The sequence below is a fragment of the Variovorax sp. P4_B10 genome, assembly GCF_056402375.1.
In genome coordinates, this window is sequence record NZ_JBFUHN010000054.1 from 20639 (window position 1) to 42893 (window position 22255).

Below are 22255 nucleotides of genomic sequence, written 5' to 3' on the forward strand. Positions count from 1 at the left end.
TCAGCGTTCGGAAAATTCGTAGTGGAAGTCGTCGCCGGCCGCACTCAATTGCACGGCTGCGAGCTTGCGCGCACTGACGGTGGCGCCGATGACTTCCTCGCTCAATCGGGGCAGAATGGTGTGCGTCAGGATCGCATCGATCATCCGTCCACCCGACTCTATGGCCGTACACCGGCGCGCCACCAACTCGACGGCGCTGTCGTTGTAGTCCAAGGTAATGCCATGGTTCGCATCGAGGCGAGCGGCAATACGATCGAGCTGAAGCCTGATGATGCGATGCAATGCATCCGCTTGCAACGGGTAATAAGGCACTACAACCAGCCGCCCCAGCAGTGCCGGCGCAAACACCTTGAGCAGCGGCTCGCGCAGTGCGGCAGCCAGCGGCTCGGGGTCAGGGCGCAGGGTCGGGTCTTCGCACAGCTGCATGACCAGGTCGGTGCCGACGTTGGAGGTCATGATGATCACGGTGTTGCGGAAATCGATATGCCGGCCTTCACCGTCTTCCATCCAGCCCTTGTCGAAGACCTGGAAGAAGATCTCGTGCACATCGGTGTGCGCCTTCTCGATCTCGTCGAGCAGCACCACGCTGTACGGCCTGCGGCGCACGGCCTCGGTCAGCACGCCGCCTTCGCCGTAGCCCACGTAGCCGGGCGGCGCGCCCTTGAGCGTGGAGACGGTGTGCGACTCCTGGAACTCGCTCATGTTGATGGTGACGAGGTTCTGCTCGCCGCCGTAGAGCGCCTCCGACAGCGCGAGCGCGGTCTCTGTCTTGCCGACGCCCGAGGGGCCGCAGAGCAGGAACACGCCGACGGGCTTGTTGGGGTTGTCGAGCCGCGCGCGTGCGGTGCGGATGCGCCGCGAGATGGTCTCCAGTGCATCGGGCTGAGCCACCACGCGGGCCGAGAGGATCTCGCCGAGCCGCAGCACCGATTGCGCGTCGTCGCGCACCATGCGGCCGATGGGAATGCCGGTCCAGTCGGCCACCACGGTGGCGATGGCCTGCGCGTCGACGGCGGCAAGGATGAGCGGCGATTCACCCTGCAGCTGCACGAGCTTGTCCTGCGCCTCGTCGAGTTCGGCGCGAATCTCTGCAGGTGTTCTTTCGGATGCGGGCGGGGCTTCGACGTCGTCGCCCTCCTCCTCCGCCTGCACGGGCACCGCCGCCGGCGACAGCAGCTTGCGCAGCGCCACGATGCGCTCGACCAATGCGCTCTCTTCCACGCGCCGCTGCTCCAGCAGGTCGAGCTCGGCCTGCGCCGCGGCCACTTCGGCCGCGATGTCCTCGACGCGCTTGTGCTCGCCGACACCGATCGCCGCTTCGCGCCCCGCGATGCCGGACTCGATGCCCAGCACCTCGATGCGCCGCTGCAGGTCTTCCAGTGCGGCCGGCAATGCATGCTGGCTCAACGCGACGCGCGCGCAGGCCGTATCGAGCAGGCTCACGGCCTTGTCGGGCAATTGCCGCGCGGGAATGTAGCGGTGCGACAGGCTCACGGCCGCTTCGAGCGCGGCATCGAGGATCAGCACGCCGTGGTGCTTCTCGAGTTCGGCCGAAATGCCGCGCAGCATGATCACGGCCTTGGGTTCGGTGGGCTCGTGCACCTGGATGGTCTGGAAGCGGCGGGTGAGCGCCGGGTCTTTCTCGATGTACTTCTTGTACTCCGACCAGGTGGTCGCGCCGATGGTGCGCAGCCGCCCGCGCGCGAGCGCTGGCTTGAGCAGGTTGGCCGCATCGCCGGTGCCGGCCGTACCGCCCGCACCGACCAGCGTGTGCACCTCGTCGACGAACAGCACGATCGGCCTGGGGCTCTTCTCGACCTCGTCGATCACCTGCCGGAGCCGCTGCTCGAACTCGCCCTTCACGCCCGCGCCGGCCTGCAGCAGCGTGGGGTCGAGCACCCACAGCGACACGTCCTTGAGCGAAGGCGGCACTTCGCCCGCGGCAAGCCGCGAGGCCAGGCCTTCGACCACCGCCGTCTTGCCCACGCCGGCCTCGCCGGTGAGCAGCGGGTTGTTCTGGCGGCGGCGCATCAGGATATCGATGATCTGGCGGATCTCGTCGTCGCGGCCGTAGACCGGATCGAGCTCCCCGGCGCGCGCCTTGGCGGTCAGGTCGCTCGCGTACTTGGCGAGTGCCGAGCCACCGGCCGCCGGGCCATCGCCCTGGTGGTGCTGCGCAGCGGGCGCGCTGCCGCCCGTACCCACGCTCGGCACAACGTCATAGTCGTCCTCCGGGGATCCCTCGGTCCACGCCGCAAGCTGGGCCACCAGCACGTCGGGCACGATCTTGTCGAACTCGCGCGAGATGCCCGAGAGCACCTGGCGCAGCCCCGGCGTCTTGATGATGCCGGCGAGCAGGTAGGCGCCGCGGATCGACGTGGCCTCGAAGCGCAGGCTCGCATACACCCATGCACGTTCGACGGCGTTGTCGACGTGCTCGGAGATGTCGCTGATCGACGTGGCGCCGTGCGGCAGCCGGTCGAGCGCACGCACGAGGTCCTGCTCCACCGCATCGAGATTGAGCCCCGCGCGCTTGATGATGCGCAGCATGTCGCTGTCCTGCAGCTGCAGGATCTGGTGCAGCCAGTGCACCAGTTCCACGTAGGCATTGCCGCGCAGCTTGGCGAAGGCGGTGGCGGTCTCCAATGCCTTGTAGAGCATCGGGTTGAGCTTGGAGAAAAGAGAGACGCGGCGGATGTCGGTCATAGAGCCATGGAAGATGCGGACTCGGCAGGTGCTTTTGCTGCTGCCGACGCGTTACGGGAAGACAGCGCCTCGGGCTGGAACACCATGTCGCCGGCATCGGTGTCCGAAAGGCGCGTGCCGAGCCAGCTGCCCCAGCCGAGGCGCTGGTCGCTGCTCAGTTGCATGCCACGGGCTTCCTGCTTCTTCAGCACGAGCCGGAGCTCCCAGGCGAACTCGATGCCGACGTACTGGCGCACCCAGTCGACCACCTGCTGGAGCCGGCGGCTGCCCGGCAGGAACTCGCGGAACTCCTGCTGCGAGAGCGGCCCGAGTTCGAGGCGGAACTTGGATTGAGCGTCGCGCACCGCCAGGCCGATGGTCGCGCCACCGCCCAGCTTGTGGTTGCGCCCGAAGAGGCCGAGCCGGCTCACCTGCCGCTCGTCGAGCATCACCCAGTCGCTCACGAACTCCTCGACGCGCACGGGCACGTCGAAGTAGAGCCGGAGGATCTGGATCAGGCCCTCGGGGTTGCGCGTCTGGCGCACCAGGTGGCCGGCCATGAAGGTGCGCGCATGGTCGGCGATGCGGTCGCGTCGCTTCAGGCCCGGCTGCCCCATGTTCATGAGGCTCGCCACGTAGTCGACGAAGCGATGGCCGTCGGGACGGTCCAGGCTGTTGACCGACTGCGCATCGGCCCAGGCCCGGTAGAACAGCAGGATCAGCCGGTGGTGGAACAGGTCGGCAAACGCGCTGAGGGTGTTGTCGTTGTGATGGCGTTTGCGTTCGCGCGCGTATTCGGTCAGGTGCAGCGGCAGCGGGCCGTTGGGACCGAACAGGCCGAAGCCGTAGATCGAGATGCGCGGCGGGCCGTCGCCGTCGACATCGACGCCCGACACGTTCGACGGCGCGAAGGCCATCGAGGGCTCCTGCCCGAGGCGCAGCGGTTCGTCCAGCGGGCGCGGCGCGCGGCCCAGCAAGGGGTGGTCGCCCTGTGCATCGAGCCGGCGCAGCAGCATGAACAGGTCGTGCTCGAAGGGCTGATCGACCAGCCCGGCCCACAGCGCAGGGTCGACCTGGAGCGCGCCGCGTCGAGTGGGCATGGGCAGTTGCGGGTTCTCGCCGTTCGCGGCCTCGACCGCCTCGAACACGTCCTCGCCCTCGGCGGGCACGGCCTGTTGCATCCCGTCGGAGAAACCGGCTGCGCTCATACGGCGGGGCGGCGTCCGACCCGTGGGGTCCACCGCGCGATTTCGCCGCGCTGCAGGCTGGAGAGCGCGAACTCGGTGAAGGCGTTGAGCGACACGTGCCGGCTGAAGAACTGCTCGAGCACGGCGCCGAAAAGGTACGGGCTCGCGCCGGAAAACGCGACCTCGTCGATCTTGAGCGCGATCTCCACGCCGCGCCCGAAGACGATCGGCCCGGGCTCCGGCAGGCGGCGGAACACCGGCGCCAGCGCCATCGAGCGCACGCCCTGTATCTGGCGGCGCACCGAAGGGTCGGCCAGGTTGCCATAGAGATCGAGCATCTCGCGCAGCGCGGCGGCGCCTTGCGCGGCATCGACATCGGTCAGGCTCAGGTAGTTGAGCCCGAGGTGGCTGATGAGCCGCCAGGTGAGCGCCCCTTCGGCCAGCGCCGGGTACGGCCGCGAGGGGCCTCGCAGGATGCGGATCGAACGCACGGGCGCCGAGACGCGCAGGGTGAAGTCCGATTCGAGCCCGGTCGGCAGCAGCAGCGGCAGGTCGCGGTTGGTGCACAGCGCATCGAGCGTGATGTGCCGCAGGCTGTGCGGAAAGGGCGCGTCGTGCTGGTCGACCAGCGACACGTACACCTCGCTGCCGGTGTAGCTGGTGCGCGTGCCCTGCGCCCGCGCACGGTCGGACACGAGGCGCGGCTCGCGGCGCAGCGAGAAGTAGGCGCCGAAGTCGCCGTCGTCGGCCGCGAACGAGCCGAGGAAGGGCCGGAACTCGCGCTCCTCCGAACCGCTGGCCATGTGGCCGGTCACGCGCTCGACGGTGAAGATCTCGAAGTCGCGCGGGCGCGTGCGGTCGATCACCGCATGGTGCTCGTGCTGGCCGGGGCCGACCGGGATGCGGTCGCTGCGGCGCGGCACGAGGTTGATGATGGGCGTGCAGAACAGCGAGAAGTGCCGCGCATCGACCAGCCGCTCCAGGTCGCCGTCGGCGCGGTCGAGCAAGATCACGATGTCCATCGTGCTGCCGCTCATGGCCGCGGCCGCCGCGCGCAGGTTCTTCACGCTGAAGAACAGGTAGCGGTCGGGGAACGCGAAGTACTCGTGCAGCAGCCGGTAGCCCTGGAACGAACGCGCGTCGTAGGGCAGCAGCGCCTGGTCGGGGTCGAAGCCCTCGTGGCGGATGGCCTCGTCGCCGAGCGGCACGATCCGTGCCGCGGTGCCGGGGCCGCTGCGGCACACCGTGCCGACGCTGTGGTGCGCCACGAGCTCGAGCACGCGCAATGCATGCAGCTCGGCACCCGAGAGAAAGAACTCGAGCCGGTCGAGCGGCATCTCGGAAAACTTGGCGCCGCCCACCGCTTCGAGCCTGATGGTGATCGCGCTCTTGGCCTGGCGCGCCACGACCGGCATCGCGTGCGCAATTTCCGCGGGCACCGGCCCGATGCCGGCCTCGGCGATCTTGATGGGCCACAGCGTGACCGCATGGCCGGTGCGGAACTCGCAGGCGGTCTGCTCGCCCTTGATCATGCGGCCGCGCAGGATGGTGTGGCGCGGCAGTTCGTAGCCCGCCTTCAGCGATCCTTCGTTGAGGTTGCCGTCGATCTGCACCACGGCCATCGCGGGCAGCGGCGCCAGGAAGTTGGGGTACACCACCTCCAGCAGGCGCTGCGAGAAACGCGGGAACTCCGCGTCCATCTTGAGCTGGATGCGCGCCGTGAGAAAGCTGAAGCCTTCGAGCAGGCGCTCCACGTACGGATCGCTGACCTCGATGCCGCGCATGCCGAGCCGGCCCGCGATCTTCGGGTAGCGCTGCGCGAACTCGGCCCCGAGCTCGTGCATGTAGGTGAGCTCGCGGTTGTAGTAGTCGAGAAGGCGCGCGTCCATCAGAGCCCCCCCGTCGGCCGCAGGATCATGTGGCCGCTTTCAAGGTCGAGCTCGGAGCGCAGGATGAATTCGATGGGGTAAGGCACCGACCACAAGGTGCCGCGGATCTCGAGCGCAAGCAGGTTGTGGTGCTCGAGGTCGGTCGCGTCGGTCACGCAGCGCACGTCGATGCTGTCCTTCATGATGCGCGGCTCGAAGTCGATGATCGAGGCGCGGATGGCAGCCTCGACGTCCGCGAAGTCGACCTCCGACATGCGTCCGCCGGCCCAGCCGCGCACGCCGTAGTTGACGACCGAGCGCCGCGCGCGCGGCATGGTGTTGATGTCGTGGTCCGCGCCGAAGTTGGTGGTGTTGAGCAGCCACTGCAGGTCGCGCAGCACCGAGTCGCGCAGCAGCTTGCCGCTCATGAGGAAGCTGCCCGCGCGCTCCTGCCGGCTCTGCGGCTGCTTGTCGGTCAGGCGGTCGAGCAGCACGGGCTGCAGGCGGTCGCGCGCCACGCTTTCCTGCGGGTCGCCATCGATGTCCATGGCCAGGCGGCTCCCGTGCGGCACAGGCAGCGTGGTGCTCACGGTGCGGCTTCCTCCGCCGCGAATTCGACGAGCCGCACATCGAGCAGCGAGTGGTCGCCGGCTTCGCTGATCAGCGTGCGCTGGCCGACGCCGGCGTACTGCGCCTCGCCGGCCAGCGCCAGCCAGTCGGTGCGGCGGCCGAGCATGGTTTCGTCGTCGAGCGCATCGAGCGCATCGAGCGCGCCGGGATAGCGGACCGGTATCAGGCCGTTGAGTCCGCGGCCATCGCGCAGCACGATCTCGGCCGGTGCCCACAGCAGGTCGACCAGGTGCTGCGGACGTTGAAGCTTGAGACGGCGCACCGCGTGCAGCGGCAGCCATGCATAGCCCGAAGGCGTGAGCAGTTCCAGCACGGCACCGAGGCGCGCATCGCCGTCGCAGAGCCAGGCGAACGCATGGGTTTCCACCGGCTCGCCGTCGATGGCCTGCACGGCGCGCGCGTCCGACCGGTCGACGCAGCTCAGCGTGCCGTGCAGCGCGGGCGCGGCCTCTCGCGCGGCCTCGCGCAACCCGGCCGCTTCGGAGGCCTGCTCGAACGGCAGCGCCGCCGCGGCAATCAGCCCGTCGACCCAGCCGGCCTGGCCGGCAACGATCGCCGGGGCACGGCCGCCGTTCCAGAATTCGGTGCGATGGCGCTCGGCGGCCAGCGCCATCGCGCAGGTGGCACTGGCAGGCGCGAAGGAGGGATCGATCCTGGCGGCCAGCTTGAGCTGGTCTTCAGCCCGCTGCCATTCGCCGCGCAGCGCGAGGAAGTGGCACAGGGCGAGCCGCAGGCCGGCATTCTGGGGACTGGCGCGGATCTGCCGCTGCACCCATTCGGTGTGCTCGGCCACGGAGCGCTCGCCCAGCACTGCAAACCCATCGCCCATGAAGCTTCCTCATTGACTCGCGCACGACGACATGTCGTTCTGGTGATGATCCTCGGCCGAAGGGCAGGCTTTTCATCGGCACGCGAATCGCTCGCACGACCTGCCCCGGCATGACGAGAGGGAATCAGGATTCCCTGTTTTCCTTGATGTTCCAGGCCAGCACGSTCTCGGSGCCCTTGCCGCCCTTGTCGGTCTGTTCCCAGTACTGCTGCTTCACCTTGGCSGCCTGGAAGGCGAACTGCACGAACACCGCGTCCGAACCCTGCTCGGCSGTGTACTGCACCGAGGTGACCAGCACTTCCTCGAGCGTGACGCGCGTGTATTCGATCTGCGAGCCCCCSGCCTTGCACACCGACACCTCGACCTTGCCCAGGTGCTTGCCGCTYGCGCAGTTCTTCATGACSGACGGTGCCGCCTTGTCGATRCGCGCCAGCACCTGCAGGTCGTTGAAGCTCGCCTTGCCCACRCCGCCGCCACCGCCGCTGACCATGTTTCCAGGCTGCGTCGCTCCCCAGGCAAACGACTTGATATCCGTCCAGTCCTTGTGGTTCGMGTCCTTGGATTCGCCGTTCGCGCCCTCGACGCGCATGAACATGTCTACTGCCATGATTAACCCCCAAAAGTTATGTGCGCCCCTCGTGGAGCACCGTTGAATTAGCTGCTGTCCTTCTTGTTGGATGGCAGCTTCGAAACCAGCCGCAACGACACCGTCAGCCCTTCGAGCTGATAGTGCGGCCGGAGAAAAAACTTGGCGGCGTAGTAGCCGGGGTTGTCCTCGATGGCTTCCACCTGGACTTCCGCCGCCGCCAGCGGCTTCATCGCCTTCGTGTCCTGGGACGACGTGCCGGGGCTGCCGTCCACGTAGTTCATGATCCAGTCGTTGAGCCAGCGCTCCATGTCCTCGCGCTCGCGGAACGAACCGATCTTGTCGCGCACGATGCACTTCAGGTAGTGCGCGAACCGGCAGCATGCGAACAGGTACGGCAGGCGCGCCGCCAGGTTGGCATTGGCCGTGGCGTCGGCGTCGTAGTACTCGGCCGGCGACTGCAGCGACTGCGCGCCGATGAAGGCCGCGAAGTCGGAGTTCTTGCGGTGCACGAGCGGCATGAAGCCGTTCTTGGCAAGCTCGGCTTCGCGCCGGTCGCTGATCGCGATCTCGGTCGGGCACTTCATGTCCACGCCGCCGTCGTCGGTCGGGAAGGTMTGGGTGGGCAGGTTCTCGACCGCGCCGCCCGATTCCACGCCGCGGATGGAGGTGCACCAGCCGTACTGCTTGAACGAGCGGTTGATGTTCACGCCCATCGCATAGGCCGAGTTGGCCCAGGTGTAGCGCGTGTGCTGCGCCGAGTCGGTCTCTTCCTCGAACTCGAACTCGTCGACCGGGTTGGTGCGCGCGCCGTAGGGCAGGCGCGCCAGGAAGCGCGGCATGGCCAGGCCGATGTAGCGCGCGTCTTCCGATTCGCGCAAGGAACGCCAGGCGGTGTGCTCGGTGTTCTGGAAGATCTTGGTCAGGTCGCGCGGGTTCGACAGTTCCTGCCACGAGTCCATCTGCATCACGGTGGGCGATGCGCCGGCAATGAAGGGGCAGTGCGCGGCGGCGGCGATCTTGGCCATCTCGCCCAGCATCTCGACATCGGGCGGGCTGTGGTCGAAATGGAAATCGCCGATCAGCGCGCCGAAGGGCTCGCCGCCGAACTGGCCGTACTCGGCCTCGTAGATCTTCTTGAACAGCGGGCTCTGGTCCCAGCCGATGCCCTTGTGGCGCTTGAGCGAGCGCGCCACTTCGCGCTTGGACGCGCACATCACGCGGATCTTGAGCTGCTCGTCGGTCTCGGTGTTGTTGACGAGGTAGTGCAGGCCGCGCCATGCGCCTTCGAGCTGCTGGAAGTCTTCGTGGTGCAGGATCTGGTTGATCTGCTCCGAGAGCTTGCGGTCGATCTCGGTGATGATGCCCTGCACCGTGCGGTAGGCGTCGTTCGAGATGGTGACGGTGCTTTCGAGCGCCTGCACGGCGAGCGTCTTGACGGCGTTCTGCACCGCCTCGCGCGCCTGGTCTGTCTTGGGCTTGAACTCGCGCTGCAGAAGGTCGGAGAACTCGTTCGGCTCGAGCGCTTCGACCGTGGTGGTCTGCGCGCGCGCTGTCTGTTTGGGTGCGGTGCTCATGATGGAGATCCTGTCGGCTTGCTTTGCTGCGGCTGCTCGCGCTTACTCGGAAGAGGTGCCGGGCGCCGTGGTGCCCGACTTTTCATTCGCGGCTTCCACCGCCTTGATCACCGCGGGGTTGGGCGCGGAGGCCAGCGACTTGAGGAGGGCCGGGTTCTGCAGCGCCTGCGCAATCAGCTGCTCGGCGCCGTTCTTGCCGTCCATGTAGGAGAGCAGGTTCGAGAGCTCCGTGCGGGCCGCCAGCAGCTGCTGCAGCGCACCTACCTGGCTTGCGATGCGCGCGGGCGAGAAGTCGTCCATGCTGTCGAAGGTGATGTCGACATTCATCTGGCCTTCGCCCGTGAGCGTGTTGGGCACCTGGAAGGCCACGCGCGGCTTGATCGACTTCATGCGGTCGTCGAAGTTGTCGATGTCCACGGCCATGAAGTCGCGATCCGCGAGATCGGGCATCGGGTCGACCTGCTTGCCCGCGAGGTCGGCGATCACGCCCATCACGAAGGGCAGCTGGATCTTGYGTTCGCTGCCGTAGATCTCGACGTCGTACTCGATCTGCACGCGCGGCGCCCGGTTCCGCGCGATGAATTTCTGACCACTGTTTCTGACACGGTTGTCTGCCATAAGCTTCCTCTTGAAACTGAATGCGTGGATCGGACCCGGCTGTCTGCAAGCCTTCGGCATCTGCGGCGACGGCCGCCTACTCCGAGGACGCGCCGCTGTTCAACGGCCGCCCGGCCAGGCTCTCTATCTTTTGCAATCCCTCGGGCACGAGCTCTTCGATGATCTGGAAGAAGTTGAGGTCCAGGAGCCTTTGCGCTCTGCGGATCAGCATGGGCGCCGGATGACTGGGCTCCGTGCGCTCCATGTACTGGCAAGCCTTTTCCAACAACACCTGCACATCATCACGACTCGATATTTCAATCTCTTTAATACCCGCCGCGCGCAAGCCCGCACTGCCATTCGCAGCACCGGCAGCCGTGCCCTGCGCGCTCGAAGCAGCGGGCTGCGCAACGCCATCCGCATGCGCACCGCTTTCGGGCCGAATGCCGTCCGGCGGATCGGGCTGCACCTGCTCCGGCAGCAACTGGACCACGGTGCGAAGCGACCGTTCGAGCCGCGAAAAATCGGGCGCCCAGCTCTGTCCCAGTGCGCGTTCGGAGGTCTCGCGAATGCGCTGCAGCAACGCCAGCGCCTCGCGCAAGGCCACCACCGGCGGCGCCGCCTTCTCCTGTGCGCGGCGCGCCGCCTCCCGCAGCCGGCCGATGCCGCCCGGGTAATCGATCTGATCGGTCTTGCTCGAATCGAGCAATGCCTCGACCTGCCGAAGGCTCACCGACGAACCTCCGTCGTCGAGCAGGCGCGCATCGCGCACGCTGCGTCCGAGCCCTTCGGCTTCGGCCAATGCAGCCAGCGCATTCATGCGCGGCAGCGGATCTTCGAAGCCATCGCCCGCGACATGCGGATGCACGTCGTCCCAGAATTTCTGCAGCACGGCATCGACCAGCCGAAGCCCGTCGGCATAGCCGGGCAAGCCTCGCGTTTCGGTCCATGCCAGGGTCAATGGAACCAGCACCCGCAGGTCGCGCGTGCGTTCGCACAGCTGCCTGGCAATGCGTTCCACACGGGCCCAGTCGGGCGGTTCGGCCGGAATGATCGTCGAGCCGAACTGCTGCTCCCGCTTGCCTGTCGTCGCTTGTTGCAACGCCATGAAATCGGGGTCGTATTCCAGATCTTCTCCGCACGGAAGCGGGCCTGCTACAGGCGACTGCAATAGATCGATCTCACTCGGCAACAACCGCGCCCCCCTTTGGATAAACCGTTCTCAACAATGTTTATCTTGAGGGGAACAAGAGTTACGGTCAACATCAACAGGACGCAACGCACAGGCGATGAATCCCAAAGGAGTACATCTCCTTTCAGACGTCAAACGGAACGCTTACAGCAAGCCACGCCCACCAAGATTGCGCATCAGCGCACTTAAGCCGAAAGTCCACCGCGGTGCCTGGTCGGCATGAACCACGCGATTGAACAGCGCGCCGAGTTCCGGTGCGGCGATGCACACGCGGTCGCCGACGACGTGGGTGAATCCTTGCCCAGGCCCGTGACGGTCTTGTGTCGGCGCGAACATCGTGCCGAGAAACAACATGAAGCCGTCGGGGTAGTCATGGTGCGCACCGACCGCCTGCGACACGAGGTCGAGCGGATCGCGGCTGATCTTCGACAACGAGCTGGAGCCTTCGAGCCTGAAGCCTTCGGGCCCGGTCACCTCGAGCGCCACCGTGATGCGGCGCACATCGGCGATGCCGAAATGCGCATCGAACAAGYGGATGAACGGACCGATGGCGCAGGAGGCGTTGTTGTCCTTGGCCTTGCCGAGCAGCAGCGCGCTGCGGCCTTCGAAGTCGCGCAGGTTGACGTCGTTGCCGAGCGCGGCGCCGAGCGTCTCGCCGCGGCTGTTGACCGCGAGCACGACCTCGGGCTCGGGGTTGTTCCAGACCGAGCCCGAATGAATGCCGACGTCGGCGCCTGTGCCCACGGCGGCGAGCACGGGCGCCTTGGTGAAGATCTCGGCATCGGGCCCGATGCCGACCTCGAGGTACTGCGACCACACGCCCTGCGCGAGCAGCACCTCCTTGACCTTCGCCGCCTCGGGCGAGCCGGGCACGATGTCCGCGAGGTTGTCGCCGAGCACGCTGCCGATGGCGGCGCGCGTGGCCTCGGCCTTCGAGGCGTCGCCGCGCGCCTGCTCTTCGATCACGCGTTCGAGGAGGCTTGCCACGAAGGTCACGCCGCTGGCCTTGATGACCTGCAGGTCGCAGGGGGCGAGCAGCCAGGGCTTGCCGACGTCGCGCGCGGTCTCGTCGCTCTCGTCGCTGTTCGCGAGGACGGCCTCGAGCGCAGCGATGCGCGGGGCCTGGCCGCTTTGCAGGGCACCACGCACAGCCTCGGCCGGCGGGTTCCTGCCTTCGAGCAGGTCGCTCATGGTCGGCGCGAGCTTCGACAGGTCGTGCAGGCCGCCTTCGTGCACGGCCACCAGCACCGGGCCCACGCCGGGTTGCCAGAGGCGGCCGACCAGGGTGGCGCGCTCGGCGTCGCGGGGAAGGCTGTTGGAAGTCGAGAGGTTCAAGGACATGGCGCTGTGTGTCTCCGGTAGGGTGCGATGCAGTGCGCGAATGCGCGACGCTGCATCGTACGTCGGAGGTGCGCTCAGTGCCCTGCGCCGTGCGCCTTTGCCGCCCGAACCCGCGCCACCTGTGCGGGCAGGTCCGTCCACGCAGGCTCCTGCGGCGCGAAGCGCGCACGCATGTAGCCAGCGAGCTCGGCGATCTGCCGGTCGTCGAGTGCCTCGCGGAAGGCCGGCATGAAGCCGATGTCGCGGCTCGCGGGATCGCGCACGCCGTCGAGGATGGTGCGCAGCAGGTTGTCGGGCCGTGCGCTCGTGAGGTTGCCGTTGAGTGCGAGCGGCGTGTTCACGCCGAGCAGCGTGGGGCCGTTGCCGTCGTGATGGCATGACGCGCACGCGCTGTCGAACATGCGCTGCGCGGGGCCGAGCAGCTGGCCTTGCGTGCGCGATGCAGCGTCGACCACCTGCTGCGCGACGGCTTGCGGTGCTGCAGCCGGCGTCGGGTTGAACGAACCGAGGTAGGTCGCCATCGCACGCACGTCGGCATCGGACACCTGGCCGAGTTCGCGCACCACCTCGGCCATCGGCCCGCCTGCGATGCCGTGGCGCTGCGTGTGACCGCTGCGCAGGTAGCGGTACAGCTCGTCGGCATCCCACGGCACCGCGGATTTCGAAAGGCCGGTGAGCGCAGGCGCCTCCCAGCCATCGACCATCGCGCCCGAAAGAAAGGCGCTGCCGCCCTGCTCCGCGCCCAGCGCATTGCGCGGCGTGTGGCAGGCGCCGCAATGGCCCAGGCCGTTGACGAGGTAGGCGCCGCGGTTCCATTCGGCGCTTTGCGTGGCCGCCGGCTGCAACGGTGCGGGATCGTGGAACAGCGCATTCCAGCCGGCCATCAGCGGCCGCATGCTGAACGGGAACTTGAGCGCGGACTTCGGCGTTTCCGCGCGCACCGCGGGCATCGACATGAAGTACGCATAGAGCGCCTGCAGGTCGTCGTCGCTGGTCTTCGCGAACGCGGTGTACGGGAACGCGGGATACAGGTAATGGCCGTCACGCGAAACACCCTCGCGCATCGCACGCTGGAAGGCACTGAAGGACCAGCGGCCAAGGCCGGTGTAGTCATCGGGCGTGAGGTTGGTGGTGTAGAGCGTGCCGAAGGGCGTGTCCATCGCGCGGCCGCCCGCATTGGGCGCGCCGCCGGGCGCCGTATGGCACACCGCGCAATCGCCGAGCGCGGCGAGCACGCGGCCGCGTTCGATGGTGGACTCGCTGTAGACCGGCGCGCTGAGCGAGACCGGGGCAATGGCGGAGCGCCAGCCGAGCAGGCCGGCGATGAGGCCGATGCCGCCGATGAAGAGCGCTGCGCCGGTGGCCCAGACGCTCTTGCGCTGGGGCCACGGCGCATCCGTCTTGCTCCTTCCCCTTTTGGGGGAAGGTTGGGATGGGGGCACGGCGGCGTCACCACTCGAGCGCCGCTCGCCCCCACCCCCGCCCTCCCCCAGAGGGGGAGGGAGAAACTCCCGATTCAGTTCGGCCAGCACCGTCTCCGGCGTGAACGGCGGCGACCGGAACCGCACCCCCGTCGCATCGAAGATCGCATTCGCGATCGCCGCGGTCCCCGGTACCGAGGACGACTCGCCCGCGCCCAGCGACGGCTCGCCCGGCCGCGGCATGTGCATCACTTCGATCACCGGCACGTCGCGGAAGTTGATGATCGGGTAGCCGCCCCACTCGCGGCTCGCGACCACGCCGGCCGGCAGCACGCCGGGCAACCGGGCACCACCGGCCGCGGCGCCCTGCTGCGGCGCGAACTGCACCTGCTCCATGAGCGCGCGGCTCGTGGTCTGGATCACGTTGCCGTGCACCTGGTGCTCGACACCCGCGGGATTGACCATCAAGCCCGCGTCATGCCCCACCACCACGCGGCGCACGTGCACCTCGCCGGTCTTGCGGTTCACCTCCACATCGGCCACCCACGCAGCCCACGCGGCGCCGAAGCCGGGCCACTTGCTGTGGATGTAGCGCGCATAGGCGAAGCCCTGGCCGAAGAGGATGTCGCCGCCCTCGCCCAGCCCGCCATCGGCGTTCTCCTGCGGCCCCGTGCGCATGCGCCAGCCGGCCTTCTGCGCGGTGGCCTGCACCAGTTCGACCGCGCGCGGATCGTTCAGGTGGCGCAGGCGGAACTGCACCGGATCGACACCCGCCGCGGTCGCCAGCTCGTCGATGTACGACTCGTGTGCGAACGAGCTCGGCAGCGCCGACACGCCGCGCAGCCACGAGGCGCGCACGATCGGCGCCATGTCGTTGACCTTCACGCGCAGGTTGTCGTAGCCGTAGGGCGGGCGCGCCGTGCGGTCGCCCATCTCGAAGGCCTGCGCGGCCGGCTCGATGGTGCGCGTGAGCAGCAGCGCCAGCGTCGGCGCGCCGTTCGACGGGTACGAGGTCTCGAAGTCGTAGGCGGCGACGCGGCCGTCGGCCATCAGCCCGCCATCGATCTCCATGAGCTGCGCGGCGCCCTTGGGCTCCCACGCATGTTCCTGCTCGCGCGTGAGCTGCACGCGCACCGGCATGCCCACGGCGCGCGCGAGCAGGGCCGCATCGGCCGCCACGTCGTCGGCGCCGTTGCGGCCGTAGCAACCCGCGGCCTCCATGCGGACCACGTCGACCTGCACGTCGTCCACGCCCATGAGCTTCGCCAGGTCGGCGCGCAGCACATGCGGGTTCTGCGAGCCCGCCCAACAACGCAGCTGCATGCCGGTGCCGTCGGCCGGCTGCCATTCGGCCAGCGCGCACGACGGACCGATGGACGCATGCATCTGGTACGGCCACACATAGGTGCGCTGCATCGGCTGTGCGGCTGCGGCCATCGCGCCATCGACATCGCCTTCGTCGACCAGCAAGCGCTGCGTCGACGGGTTGTCGCGCAGGGCCTGTGCGAGGTCGCCCAGGTCGGGCATGCCGGGCCAGGGCTTCCACGTCACGCGCAACTCGCGCAGCGCCTGCTCCGCGTGCTCTTCCCGCTCGGCCACGATGCCGACGAAGTCGCGGATCACGACCACGGCACGGATGCCGGGGATGTGCGCGATCGACGATTCGTCCACCGACTCGAGCGTGTTGCCGATGAACTCGCCGTGGTCTGCGCCCGCATAGGGCGGGCGCACCACGCGGCCGTGCAGCATGCCCGGCACGCGCATGTCGTGCACGAACACCAGCTCGCCCGCGAGCTTCGCGGGAATGTCGACGCGCGCCTGGCGGGTGCCGACGATGCGGTAGTCGGCCGGGTCCTTGGGTTGTGCGGCCGCATCGAGCCGCAGCACCGTGCGCTGGCCGGCCACGAGGTCCGCGTAGCTGACGTGGCGGTCCGGTGCCTCGGCAATGCGCACCACGCCGTTGCGCACCTGCAGCGCTTCGGCCGCAACGCCCAGCCGCTCGGCCGCACGCGCCAGCAGCCATGCGCGCGCCTGTGCGGCGGCCAGCCTCAGGGGCTGCGCGTGGAGCTGGATCGAGGCGCTCGCGATCGTCGCACCCTGGTTGGGCGCACGCGCAGTGTCGCCCAGCATCATGCGCACGCAGGGCATGCCGAGGTCGAGCTCTTCGGCCACGATCTGCGCGAGTGCGGTCTGGATGCCGGTGCCGAGATCGACGTGCCCGTTGAGCGCCGAGGCGCTGCCGTCGTCCCAGACCGCGAGCAGGATCTCGTCGCCCTCGATGGGGTTGCCCGCGATCAGCGCAGGCTGCCCGTTCGCAGGCGCCGGCGCGGACGGCGTCTCGCGCACCACCAGCAACACGCCGTCGGCAGCGAGAAACGCCGCGCGGGTCTGCGGCAGATCGGCGCGACGCGTCATGCGGCCTTGTCTTGCGATGTTGCGCTCATGCGCGCGGCGGCACGCTGCACGGCGTCGAGAATTTCAATGTGCGTTCCGCAGCGGCACAGGTTGCCCGAAAGCTCGGCGCGGATGCGCGCCTCGCTCGCCTGCGGATCGCGCGCGAGCAGCGCCGCCGCCTGCATCACCATGCCGTTGAGGCAGTAGCCGCACTGCGCGGCCTGCGCGTCTTCAAAGGCCGCCTGCACCGGATGCCAGCGGCCGCGCGTGCCGAGGCCTTCGAGCGTGGTGATGGCGCGGCCCGCCACGCCGTGCGCGGGAATCACGCAGGAACGCGCCGCCACGCCGTCGACATGCACCGTGCACGCGCCGCACTGTCCCAGGCCGCAGCCGTACTTGGGCCCGTTGAGGCCCAGGTCGTTGCGCAGCAGATGCAGCAGCGAAGCCTCGCGTGAAACGCCCGACAACGAACAGGCCTGGCCGTTGACCTGCAGGTGCAGCGGCTCAGCGCCGCAACTGGCCGTCACGGGTGTACATCTCCAGGTCCACGAAGGTCGAGCCGTTGTGGTTCTTCGCGCTGTAGTCGATCGGGAAATCGCCGAAGCGCGTGCTGCCGATGCTTTCGAGCCCGGCGATGAAGCTGTCGCGCGTGAGCGTCTTGCCAGCGCGGCGCAGGCCTTCGACCATCACGCGCGCGACGATGTAGCCCTCGAGCGCGGTGTAGCTGTCGATCTTCTCGCCGAACTCCGCGCGGTCGCGCTGGTAGTCGGCCACGATGGGCACGCGCTGCGCCTGCGGCGGCGGCACGATGCTGGCCGTGACCAGCCCCGCGAGCTTGCCGTCGAGCCGCTTGGCGGAGCCGGCCGCATCGGTGATGCCCACCGACAGCGTGTACAGCGGCGCGCCCACGCCGTTCGCGCGGTAGTCGCGGATGAAGGTTTCGACCATGCGGCCGGCCATGATCATCACGACCGCGCCCGGCTTCGCTTCGGCGAGGCCGGTGGCGACCTGCTTCGCATCCTCGGCGGTGATGGCCAGCGGCAGCGTCTTCACCACCTGCACCTTGTACTCGGCCGCGAGCTGCTCGCAAGTGGCGAGGTTCGACTTGCCGAAGGGGCTGTCCTGGAACACCACGGCGATCGACGAGATGCCGATGGTCGAGAGGTGGCTGATGATCTTGCGCAGCTCGAGGTCGTAGCCGGCACGCACATGGAAAAGGATGCGGTTGACCTTGGTTCGGAACGAGGTGGTGCCCACCAGCGGCGCGAACATCGGCACGCCCGCCTTCTCCGCGAGCGGCATGGCGGCTGCGAGATTGCCGGTGGCGACGAAGCCGGTGAGCGCGAAGACCTTGTCCTCGTCGATCAGCTTCGCCGTGTTGGCAGCCGTCTTCGCGGGATCGTAGGCATCGTCATACGTGACGAGCTCGATCTTGCGGCCGTTGACGCCACCCGACTTGTTGACGCGGTCGAAGTAGAGCTTGATGCCCGCGCGGTAATCGACGCCGAAGTCCTTGGCCGGGCCGCTGAGCACGGCCGACTGGCCGATGCGGATGGTGGTGTCGGTCACGCCGTTGTCCGCGCGTGCCGAACGCAAAAGGCCAGGGCCCAGGGCCAGGGCTGCGCCGCCCGCCACCATGGCGCGCCTTGAAATCGAAAGCTTCATGCGTCGTGAATCTCGGAGTTGTCGTCGTTGGGGAAGAGATGCGTTCAGGAGCCCTGGATGTCGGTGGACTGGATGCGCTTGACGCCCTTGGCATTCATCTGCTTCCAGGCGGCGGCCAGCGAGCCGTTGAGGTCGATGCCGCGCGTCGCGTCCTCGATCACATAGGCCTCGAAGCCGGCCTTGCGCGCATCCATCGCGGTCCAGGCCACGCAGAAGTCGGTGGCCAGCCCGGTGACGAACACCGTCTTGATGCCGCGCGCCTTGAGGTAGCCGGCCAGGCCCGTCGCGGTCTTGTGGTCGGCTTCCTCGAAAGCCGAGTAGCTGTCCATTTCCTTGTGGAAGCCCTTGCGGATGACGAGCTGCGCGGTCGGCACCTTGAGCTCCTTGCCGAGCGCGGCGTCTTCCGTGCCCTGCACGCAATGGTCCGGCCACAGCACCTGCGTGCCGTAGCTGAGCTTGGTCGTCTCGAAGGGCTTCTTGCCCGAGTAGGTGCTGGCGAAGGACGCGTGGCCCGCCGTGTGCCAGTCCTGCGTGACGACGATGTTCTCGAACGCCGGTGCCAGTGCATTGATCACCGGAATCACCTCGTTGCCGCCCTTCACCGCGAGCGTGCCGCCGTCGAGGAAGCAGTTCTGCACGTCGACGACGATCAGCGCGGCCTTGCTGCCGGGCTTGATCTTGCCGGCCGCGAAGGCGGAGAGGCCAAAGCTGCCGAGGCTGCCCGCAAACCCGAGGGCAGCGGCGGATTTCAGGACGGTTCTGCGATGCATGGCRTGGACTCCGGTGGGGTTGAAAAAATCAGACGCTCAGGTAGGCACGGCGCACATCCTCGTTGGCCGCAAGCTCGGCCATCGTGGCGTGATAACGGATCTGGCCCTTCTCGAGCACATAGGCGCGATCGGACACCAGTTCGGCGAAGTGCATGTTCTGCTCCGACAGCAGGATACTCACACCTTGGGCCTTGAGCTCCAGGATCATGTTGGCCATCTGCTCGACGATCACCGGCGCCACGCCTTCGGAGGGCTCGTCGAGCAGCACCAGGTACGGGTTGCCCATCAGCGTACGCGCCACGGTGAGCATCTGCTGCTCGCCGCCGCTCATGCGCCCGCCCGGCCGGGTCGGCATCTCGCCCAGGTTGGGAAAGAGCTTGAACAGGCGCTCGGGCGTCCACAGCGGCGCGTCGGTGCCGTCGGTCCAGCGGCGTGCCGGCTGCTTGCCGACTTCGAGGTTCTCCATCACCGTGAGGTCGGTGAACACGCGCCGGTCTTCGGGCACGAAGCCCAGGCCCAGGCGCGCCGCCACGTGCGGCTCGCTCTTCGAGATGTCGTGGCCCAGGAAGCGCACCGCGCCGCGGCGCTTGGCCAGCATGCCGATCAGCGTCTTGAGCGTGGTCGACTTGCCCGCGCCGTTGCGGCCCATCAGCGCAACCACCTCGCCGCGCCGCACCTCGAGGTCGACGTCGTAGAGGATCTGCGCGGCGCCGTACCACGCGCACAGCGCCTTCGCTTCGAGCAACAGTTCTCCTCCGCTCATGCGGTTTCTCCCAGAGCTGCCGACACGGCCGCAGCCTTCTCGGCGATTTTTTCGAATGTCTTGCCGCTGCCGAAGTACACCTCCTGCACCTTCGGGTGGTCGCGGATCTCGAGCGGCTTGCCCTGCGCGATCAGGCGCCCGCGGGCCAGCACGATCATGCGGTCGGCATACGCGAACACCACGTCCATGCTGTGCTCGGTGAAGAGCACCGCGAGGCCGCGCTGGATCACGAGGTCCTTGGTGAGCGCCATGAGCGAGTTGCGCTCCTTCGGCGCCATGCCGGCGGTGGGCTCGTCCATGAGCAGCAGTTTCGGGCTGTTGGCCATCGCGATGGCCAGCTCGACGCGCTTGACGTCGCCGTACGCAAGCTCGCTGCAGGGCCGGTCGGCCTGCGCCTTCATGCCGACCTGGTCGAGCAGCGCGAGCGCTTCGTCGCGCTTGTGCTCGCTGGCGCGGCGCCACATCGAGAACAGCTTGCCGTCGTGCGAGAGCATCGCCATCTGCACGTTCTCGGCCACCGTGAGCGAGGCGAAGGTTTCGGCGATCTGGAAGGTGCGGCCCACGCCCTTGCGCCAGATGGCGCGCGGCTTCTGGCCCACCAGCTCGTGGCCGTCGAACAGGATCGAGCCCTGGTCGGCCTTGAGCTGGCCGTTGACCATGTTGAAGGTGGTGGACTTGCCGGCGCCGTTCGGGCCGATGAGGGCCAGCAGTTCGCCGGCCTTCAGTTCGAAGCTGATGCCGTCGACGGCCTTGACCCCGCCGAAGGACTTGCCGAGGTTCTCGACTTTGAGGAGCGGTGCGTTGTTGTTGCTCATGCCTTGGCCTCCTTCACCTCGGCAGCCGGCGTCTTGCGCCGCAGCAGGCGCTCGGTCATCTGCTTGGCGAAGCCGGCGATCCCCTGCGGGAACAGCAGCACGAGGACCAGGATGATGGCACCCAGGGTGGCGCGCCAGTAGTCGGTGTTGCGCGCCACGGTGTCGTGCAGCCAGCTGAACGTGACGGCGCCGACCACCGGCCCCGCCAGCGTCTGGATGCCGCCCAGCAGCACCATCACGAGCCCGTCGACCGACTTGTCGACGCTCAGGCTCTCGGGCGAGATGCTGCCCTTGGAAAAGGCGTAGAGCGAACCCGCCAGCCCCGCGGCGGCGCCCGCGATCACGAAGGCCGTCCACTGCATGCGCTTGACGTCGATGCCGATCGCATCCGCCCGCAGCACCGAGTCGCGCCCCGCCCGCAGCGCATAGCCGAAGGGCGAGAACAGCACGCGGCGCAGCATCAGGATGCCGGCCGCCACCAGTACCAGCGTGAGCCAGTAGTAGGTGCGCTTGTCCGACAACCATTCCGAGGGCCAGACGCCGGTGAGGCCGTTGCTGCCGCCGGTGAACGAATCCCACTGGTAGACGATGGCCCAGGTGATCTGCGCGAAGGCCAGCGTGAGCATCGCGAGGTACACGCCCGAGAGCCGCACCGCGAACCAGCCGTAGACGAAGGCGCCGATGGCCGCGACCAGCGGCGCCACGACCAGCGCCGCCTCCATCGGCAAGCCGCTCGCGCGCACCAGCAGCGCGGCGCCGTAGGCGCCCAGGCCGAAGTAGGCCGCATGGCCGAACGAGTGCATGCCGGCCGGGCCCATGATGAAGTGCAGGCTGGCGGCGAACAGGGCCGCGATCAGCAGGTCGATCAGCAGCACCGTGGTGTAGGGCGAGTCGGCCGTGAGCAACGGCATGGCCATGAGCACGGCGCCGAGCGCGGCGACCAGCCACAGATAGCCCTTGCTCGCGCGGCGCAGCGGCTCCTCGGGCATGCCGACGTAGCGGCTCGGCGCCTGCGGACGGCCGAACAGGCCCCACGGGCGCCACACCAGCACGACCGCCATCACGACGAAGTCGACCACCAGCGTGAGCTTGGAGAACGACACGCTGTAGCCGAAGATTTCGACCACGCCGAGCCAGATGCAGACGGCCTTGATCTCGGAGATCAGCAGCGCGGCCGCATAGGCGCCCGGAATGGAGCCCATGCCGCCCACCACCACCACGACGAAGGCCGCGCCGATGGTGTTGAGGTCCATCGCCAGCGTGGCCGGTTCGCGCGGCAGCTGCAGCGCGCCGCCGAGGCCTGCGAGCATGGCGCCGAGCGCGAACACCGCCGTGAAGAGCCAGGCCTGGTTCACGCCGAGCGCACTGACCATCTCGCGGTCTTGCGTGGCCGCACGCACCAGCGTGCCCCAGCGCGTGCGCGTGAGCAGCAGCCACATCAGGCCGAGCACGAGCGGGCCGACGACGATCAGGAACAGGTCGTAGGTCGGGAATTGTCGGCCCAGGATTTCAACGGAGCCCGACAGGCCCGGCGCGCGCGGCCCGAGCAGTTCGTCAGGCCCCCAGATGTAGAGCACCGCGTCCTTGATGACAAGAACCAGTGCGAAGGTCGCCAGCAGCTGGAACAGCTCCGGCGACTTGTAGATGCGGCGCAGCAGCACCATCTCGATCAGCGCACCGAGCACGCCGACCGCGAGCGCGGCGATCACCACCGCCGGCCAGAAGCCCAGGCCACCGCCCAGCTTCTCGACCAGCGTGTAGGCAACATAGATGCCGACCATGAAGAAGGAGCCATGCGCAAAGTTGACGATGCGCGTGACACCGAAGATCAACGAAAGGCCGGCTCCCACGAGGAACAGCGACGAAGCCGACGACAGCCCGGTCAGGAACTGAAGCAGCAGGGACGAGAGACTCATGGGTGCAAGCGCTCCGGAA

17 protein-coding genes are annotated in these 22255 nt (G+C 68.1%); all 17 read right to left on the reverse strand.

Translation table 11 applies throughout. The features are described from left to right. Positions 1–2706: a type VI secretion system ATPase TssH gene (tssH, locus tag AC1DXX_RS22670; RefSeq protein ID WP_478136468.1), complete on the reverse strand. Its 2706-nt coding sequence runs from the start codon at positions 2704–2706 to the stop codon at positions 1–3. Further along, positions 2703–3893, reverse strand: coding sequence for a type VI secretion system baseplate subunit TssG (gene tssG / locus AC1DXX_RS22675; RefSeq protein WP_478136469.1), 1191 nt, complete (start codon positions 3891–3893; stop codon positions 2703–2705). Before tssG ends, tssH begins: the two co-directional genes overlap by 4 nt. After that, on the reverse strand, positions 3890–5761 hold the full coding sequence (gene tssF / locus AC1DXX_RS22680) for a type VI secretion system baseplate subunit TssF (RefSeq protein ID WP_478136470.1): 1872 nt from the start codon (positions 5759–5761) through the stop codon (positions 3890–3892). Before tssF ends, tssG begins: the two co-directional genes overlap by 4 nt. After that, positions 5761–6288, reverse strand: a complete 528-nt coding sequence (gene tssE, locus AC1DXX_RS22685) for a type VI secretion system baseplate subunit TssE (protein WP_478136490.1) — start codon at positions 6286–6288, stop codon at positions 5761–5763. Before tssE ends, tssF begins: the two co-directional genes overlap by 1 nt. Positions 6289–6326: 38 nt before the next feature. Next, positions 6327–7199 carry a type VI secretion system accessory protein TagJ gene (locus AC1DXX_RS22690; protein WP_478136471.1) on the reverse strand — a complete coding sequence of 291 codons (873 nt, stop codon included), beginning with the start codon at positions 7197–7199 and terminating at the stop codon, positions 6327–6329. A gap of 124 nt (positions 7200–7323) precedes the next feature. Then, positions 7324–7806, reverse strand: a complete 483-nt coding sequence (locus AC1DXX_RS22695; RefSeq protein ID WP_478136472.1) for an Hcp family type VI secretion system effector — start codon at positions 7804–7806, stop codon at positions 7324–7326. A 47-nt stretch (positions 7807–7853) separates the two neighbouring features. Next, positions 7854–9362, reverse strand: a complete 1509-nt coding sequence (tssC, locus tag AC1DXX_RS22700) for a type VI secretion system contractile sheath large subunit (RefSeq protein ID WP_478136473.1) — start codon at positions 9360–9362, stop codon at positions 7854–7856. Between the two features lie 42 nt (positions 9363–9404). Next, positions 9405–9980: a type VI secretion system contractile sheath small subunit gene (gene tssB / locus AC1DXX_RS22705; protein WP_478136474.1), complete on the reverse strand. Its 576-nt coding sequence runs from the start codon at positions 9978–9980 to the stop codon at positions 9405–9407. Between the two features lie 76 nt (positions 9981–10056). Beyond that, positions 10057–11154, reverse strand: coding sequence for a type VI secretion system protein TssA (gene tssA, locus AC1DXX_RS22710; protein WP_478136475.1), 1098 nt, complete (start codon positions 11152–11154; stop codon positions 10057–10059). A gap of 141 nt (positions 11155–11295) precedes the next feature. Continuing rightward, positions 11296–12492, reverse strand: coding sequence for a fumarylacetoacetate hydrolase family protein (locus tag AC1DXX_RS22715; protein ID WP_478136476.1), 1197 nt, complete (start codon positions 12490–12492; stop codon positions 11296–11298). 74 nt (positions 12493–12566) lie between these two features. Beyond that, on the reverse strand, positions 12567–16328 hold the full coding sequence (locus AC1DXX_RS22720) for a molybdopterin cofactor-binding domain-containing protein (protein WP_478136477.1): 3762 nt from the start codon (positions 16326–16328) through the stop codon (positions 12567–12569). Next, positions 16325–16834: a (2Fe-2S)-binding protein gene (locus tag AC1DXX_RS22725; protein WP_478136478.1), complete on the reverse strand. Its 510-nt coding sequence runs from the start codon at positions 16832–16834 to the stop codon at positions 16325–16327. Before AC1DXX_RS22725 ends, AC1DXX_RS22720 begins: the two co-directional genes overlap by 4 nt. Next, complete coding sequence (locus AC1DXX_RS22730) at positions 16812–17972, reverse strand: ABC transporter substrate-binding protein (protein WP_478136479.1); 1161 nt, start codon at positions 17970–17972, stop codon at positions 16812–16814. The genes AC1DXX_RS22725 and AC1DXX_RS22730 overlap by 23 nt, the downstream gene beginning before the upstream one ends. Positions 17973–18016: 44 nt before the next feature. Continuing rightward, positions 18017–18742: a bifunctional nicotinamidase/pyrazinamidase gene (gene pncA, locus AC1DXX_RS22735; protein WP_478136480.1), complete on the reverse strand. Its 726-nt coding sequence runs from the start codon at positions 18740–18742 to the stop codon at positions 18017–18019. 28 nt (positions 18743–18770) lie between these two features. Next, positions 18771–19505, reverse strand: a complete 735-nt coding sequence (locus AC1DXX_RS22740; protein ID WP_478136481.1) for an ABC transporter ATP-binding protein — start codon at positions 19503–19505, stop codon at positions 18771–18773. Then, positions 19502–20320: an ABC transporter ATP-binding protein gene (locus AC1DXX_RS22745; protein WP_478136482.1), complete on the reverse strand. Its 819-nt coding sequence runs from the start codon at positions 20318–20320 to the stop codon at positions 19502–19504. The genes AC1DXX_RS22740 and AC1DXX_RS22745 overlap by 4 nt, the downstream gene beginning before the upstream one ends. Next, on the reverse strand, positions 20317–22236 hold the full coding sequence (locus tag AC1DXX_RS22750) for an ABC transporter permease (RefSeq protein ID WP_478136483.1): 1920 nt from the start codon (positions 22234–22236) through the stop codon (positions 20317–20319). The genes AC1DXX_RS22745 and AC1DXX_RS22750 overlap by 4 nt, the downstream gene beginning before the upstream one ends. Positions 22237–22255 lie beyond the last annotated feature (19 nt).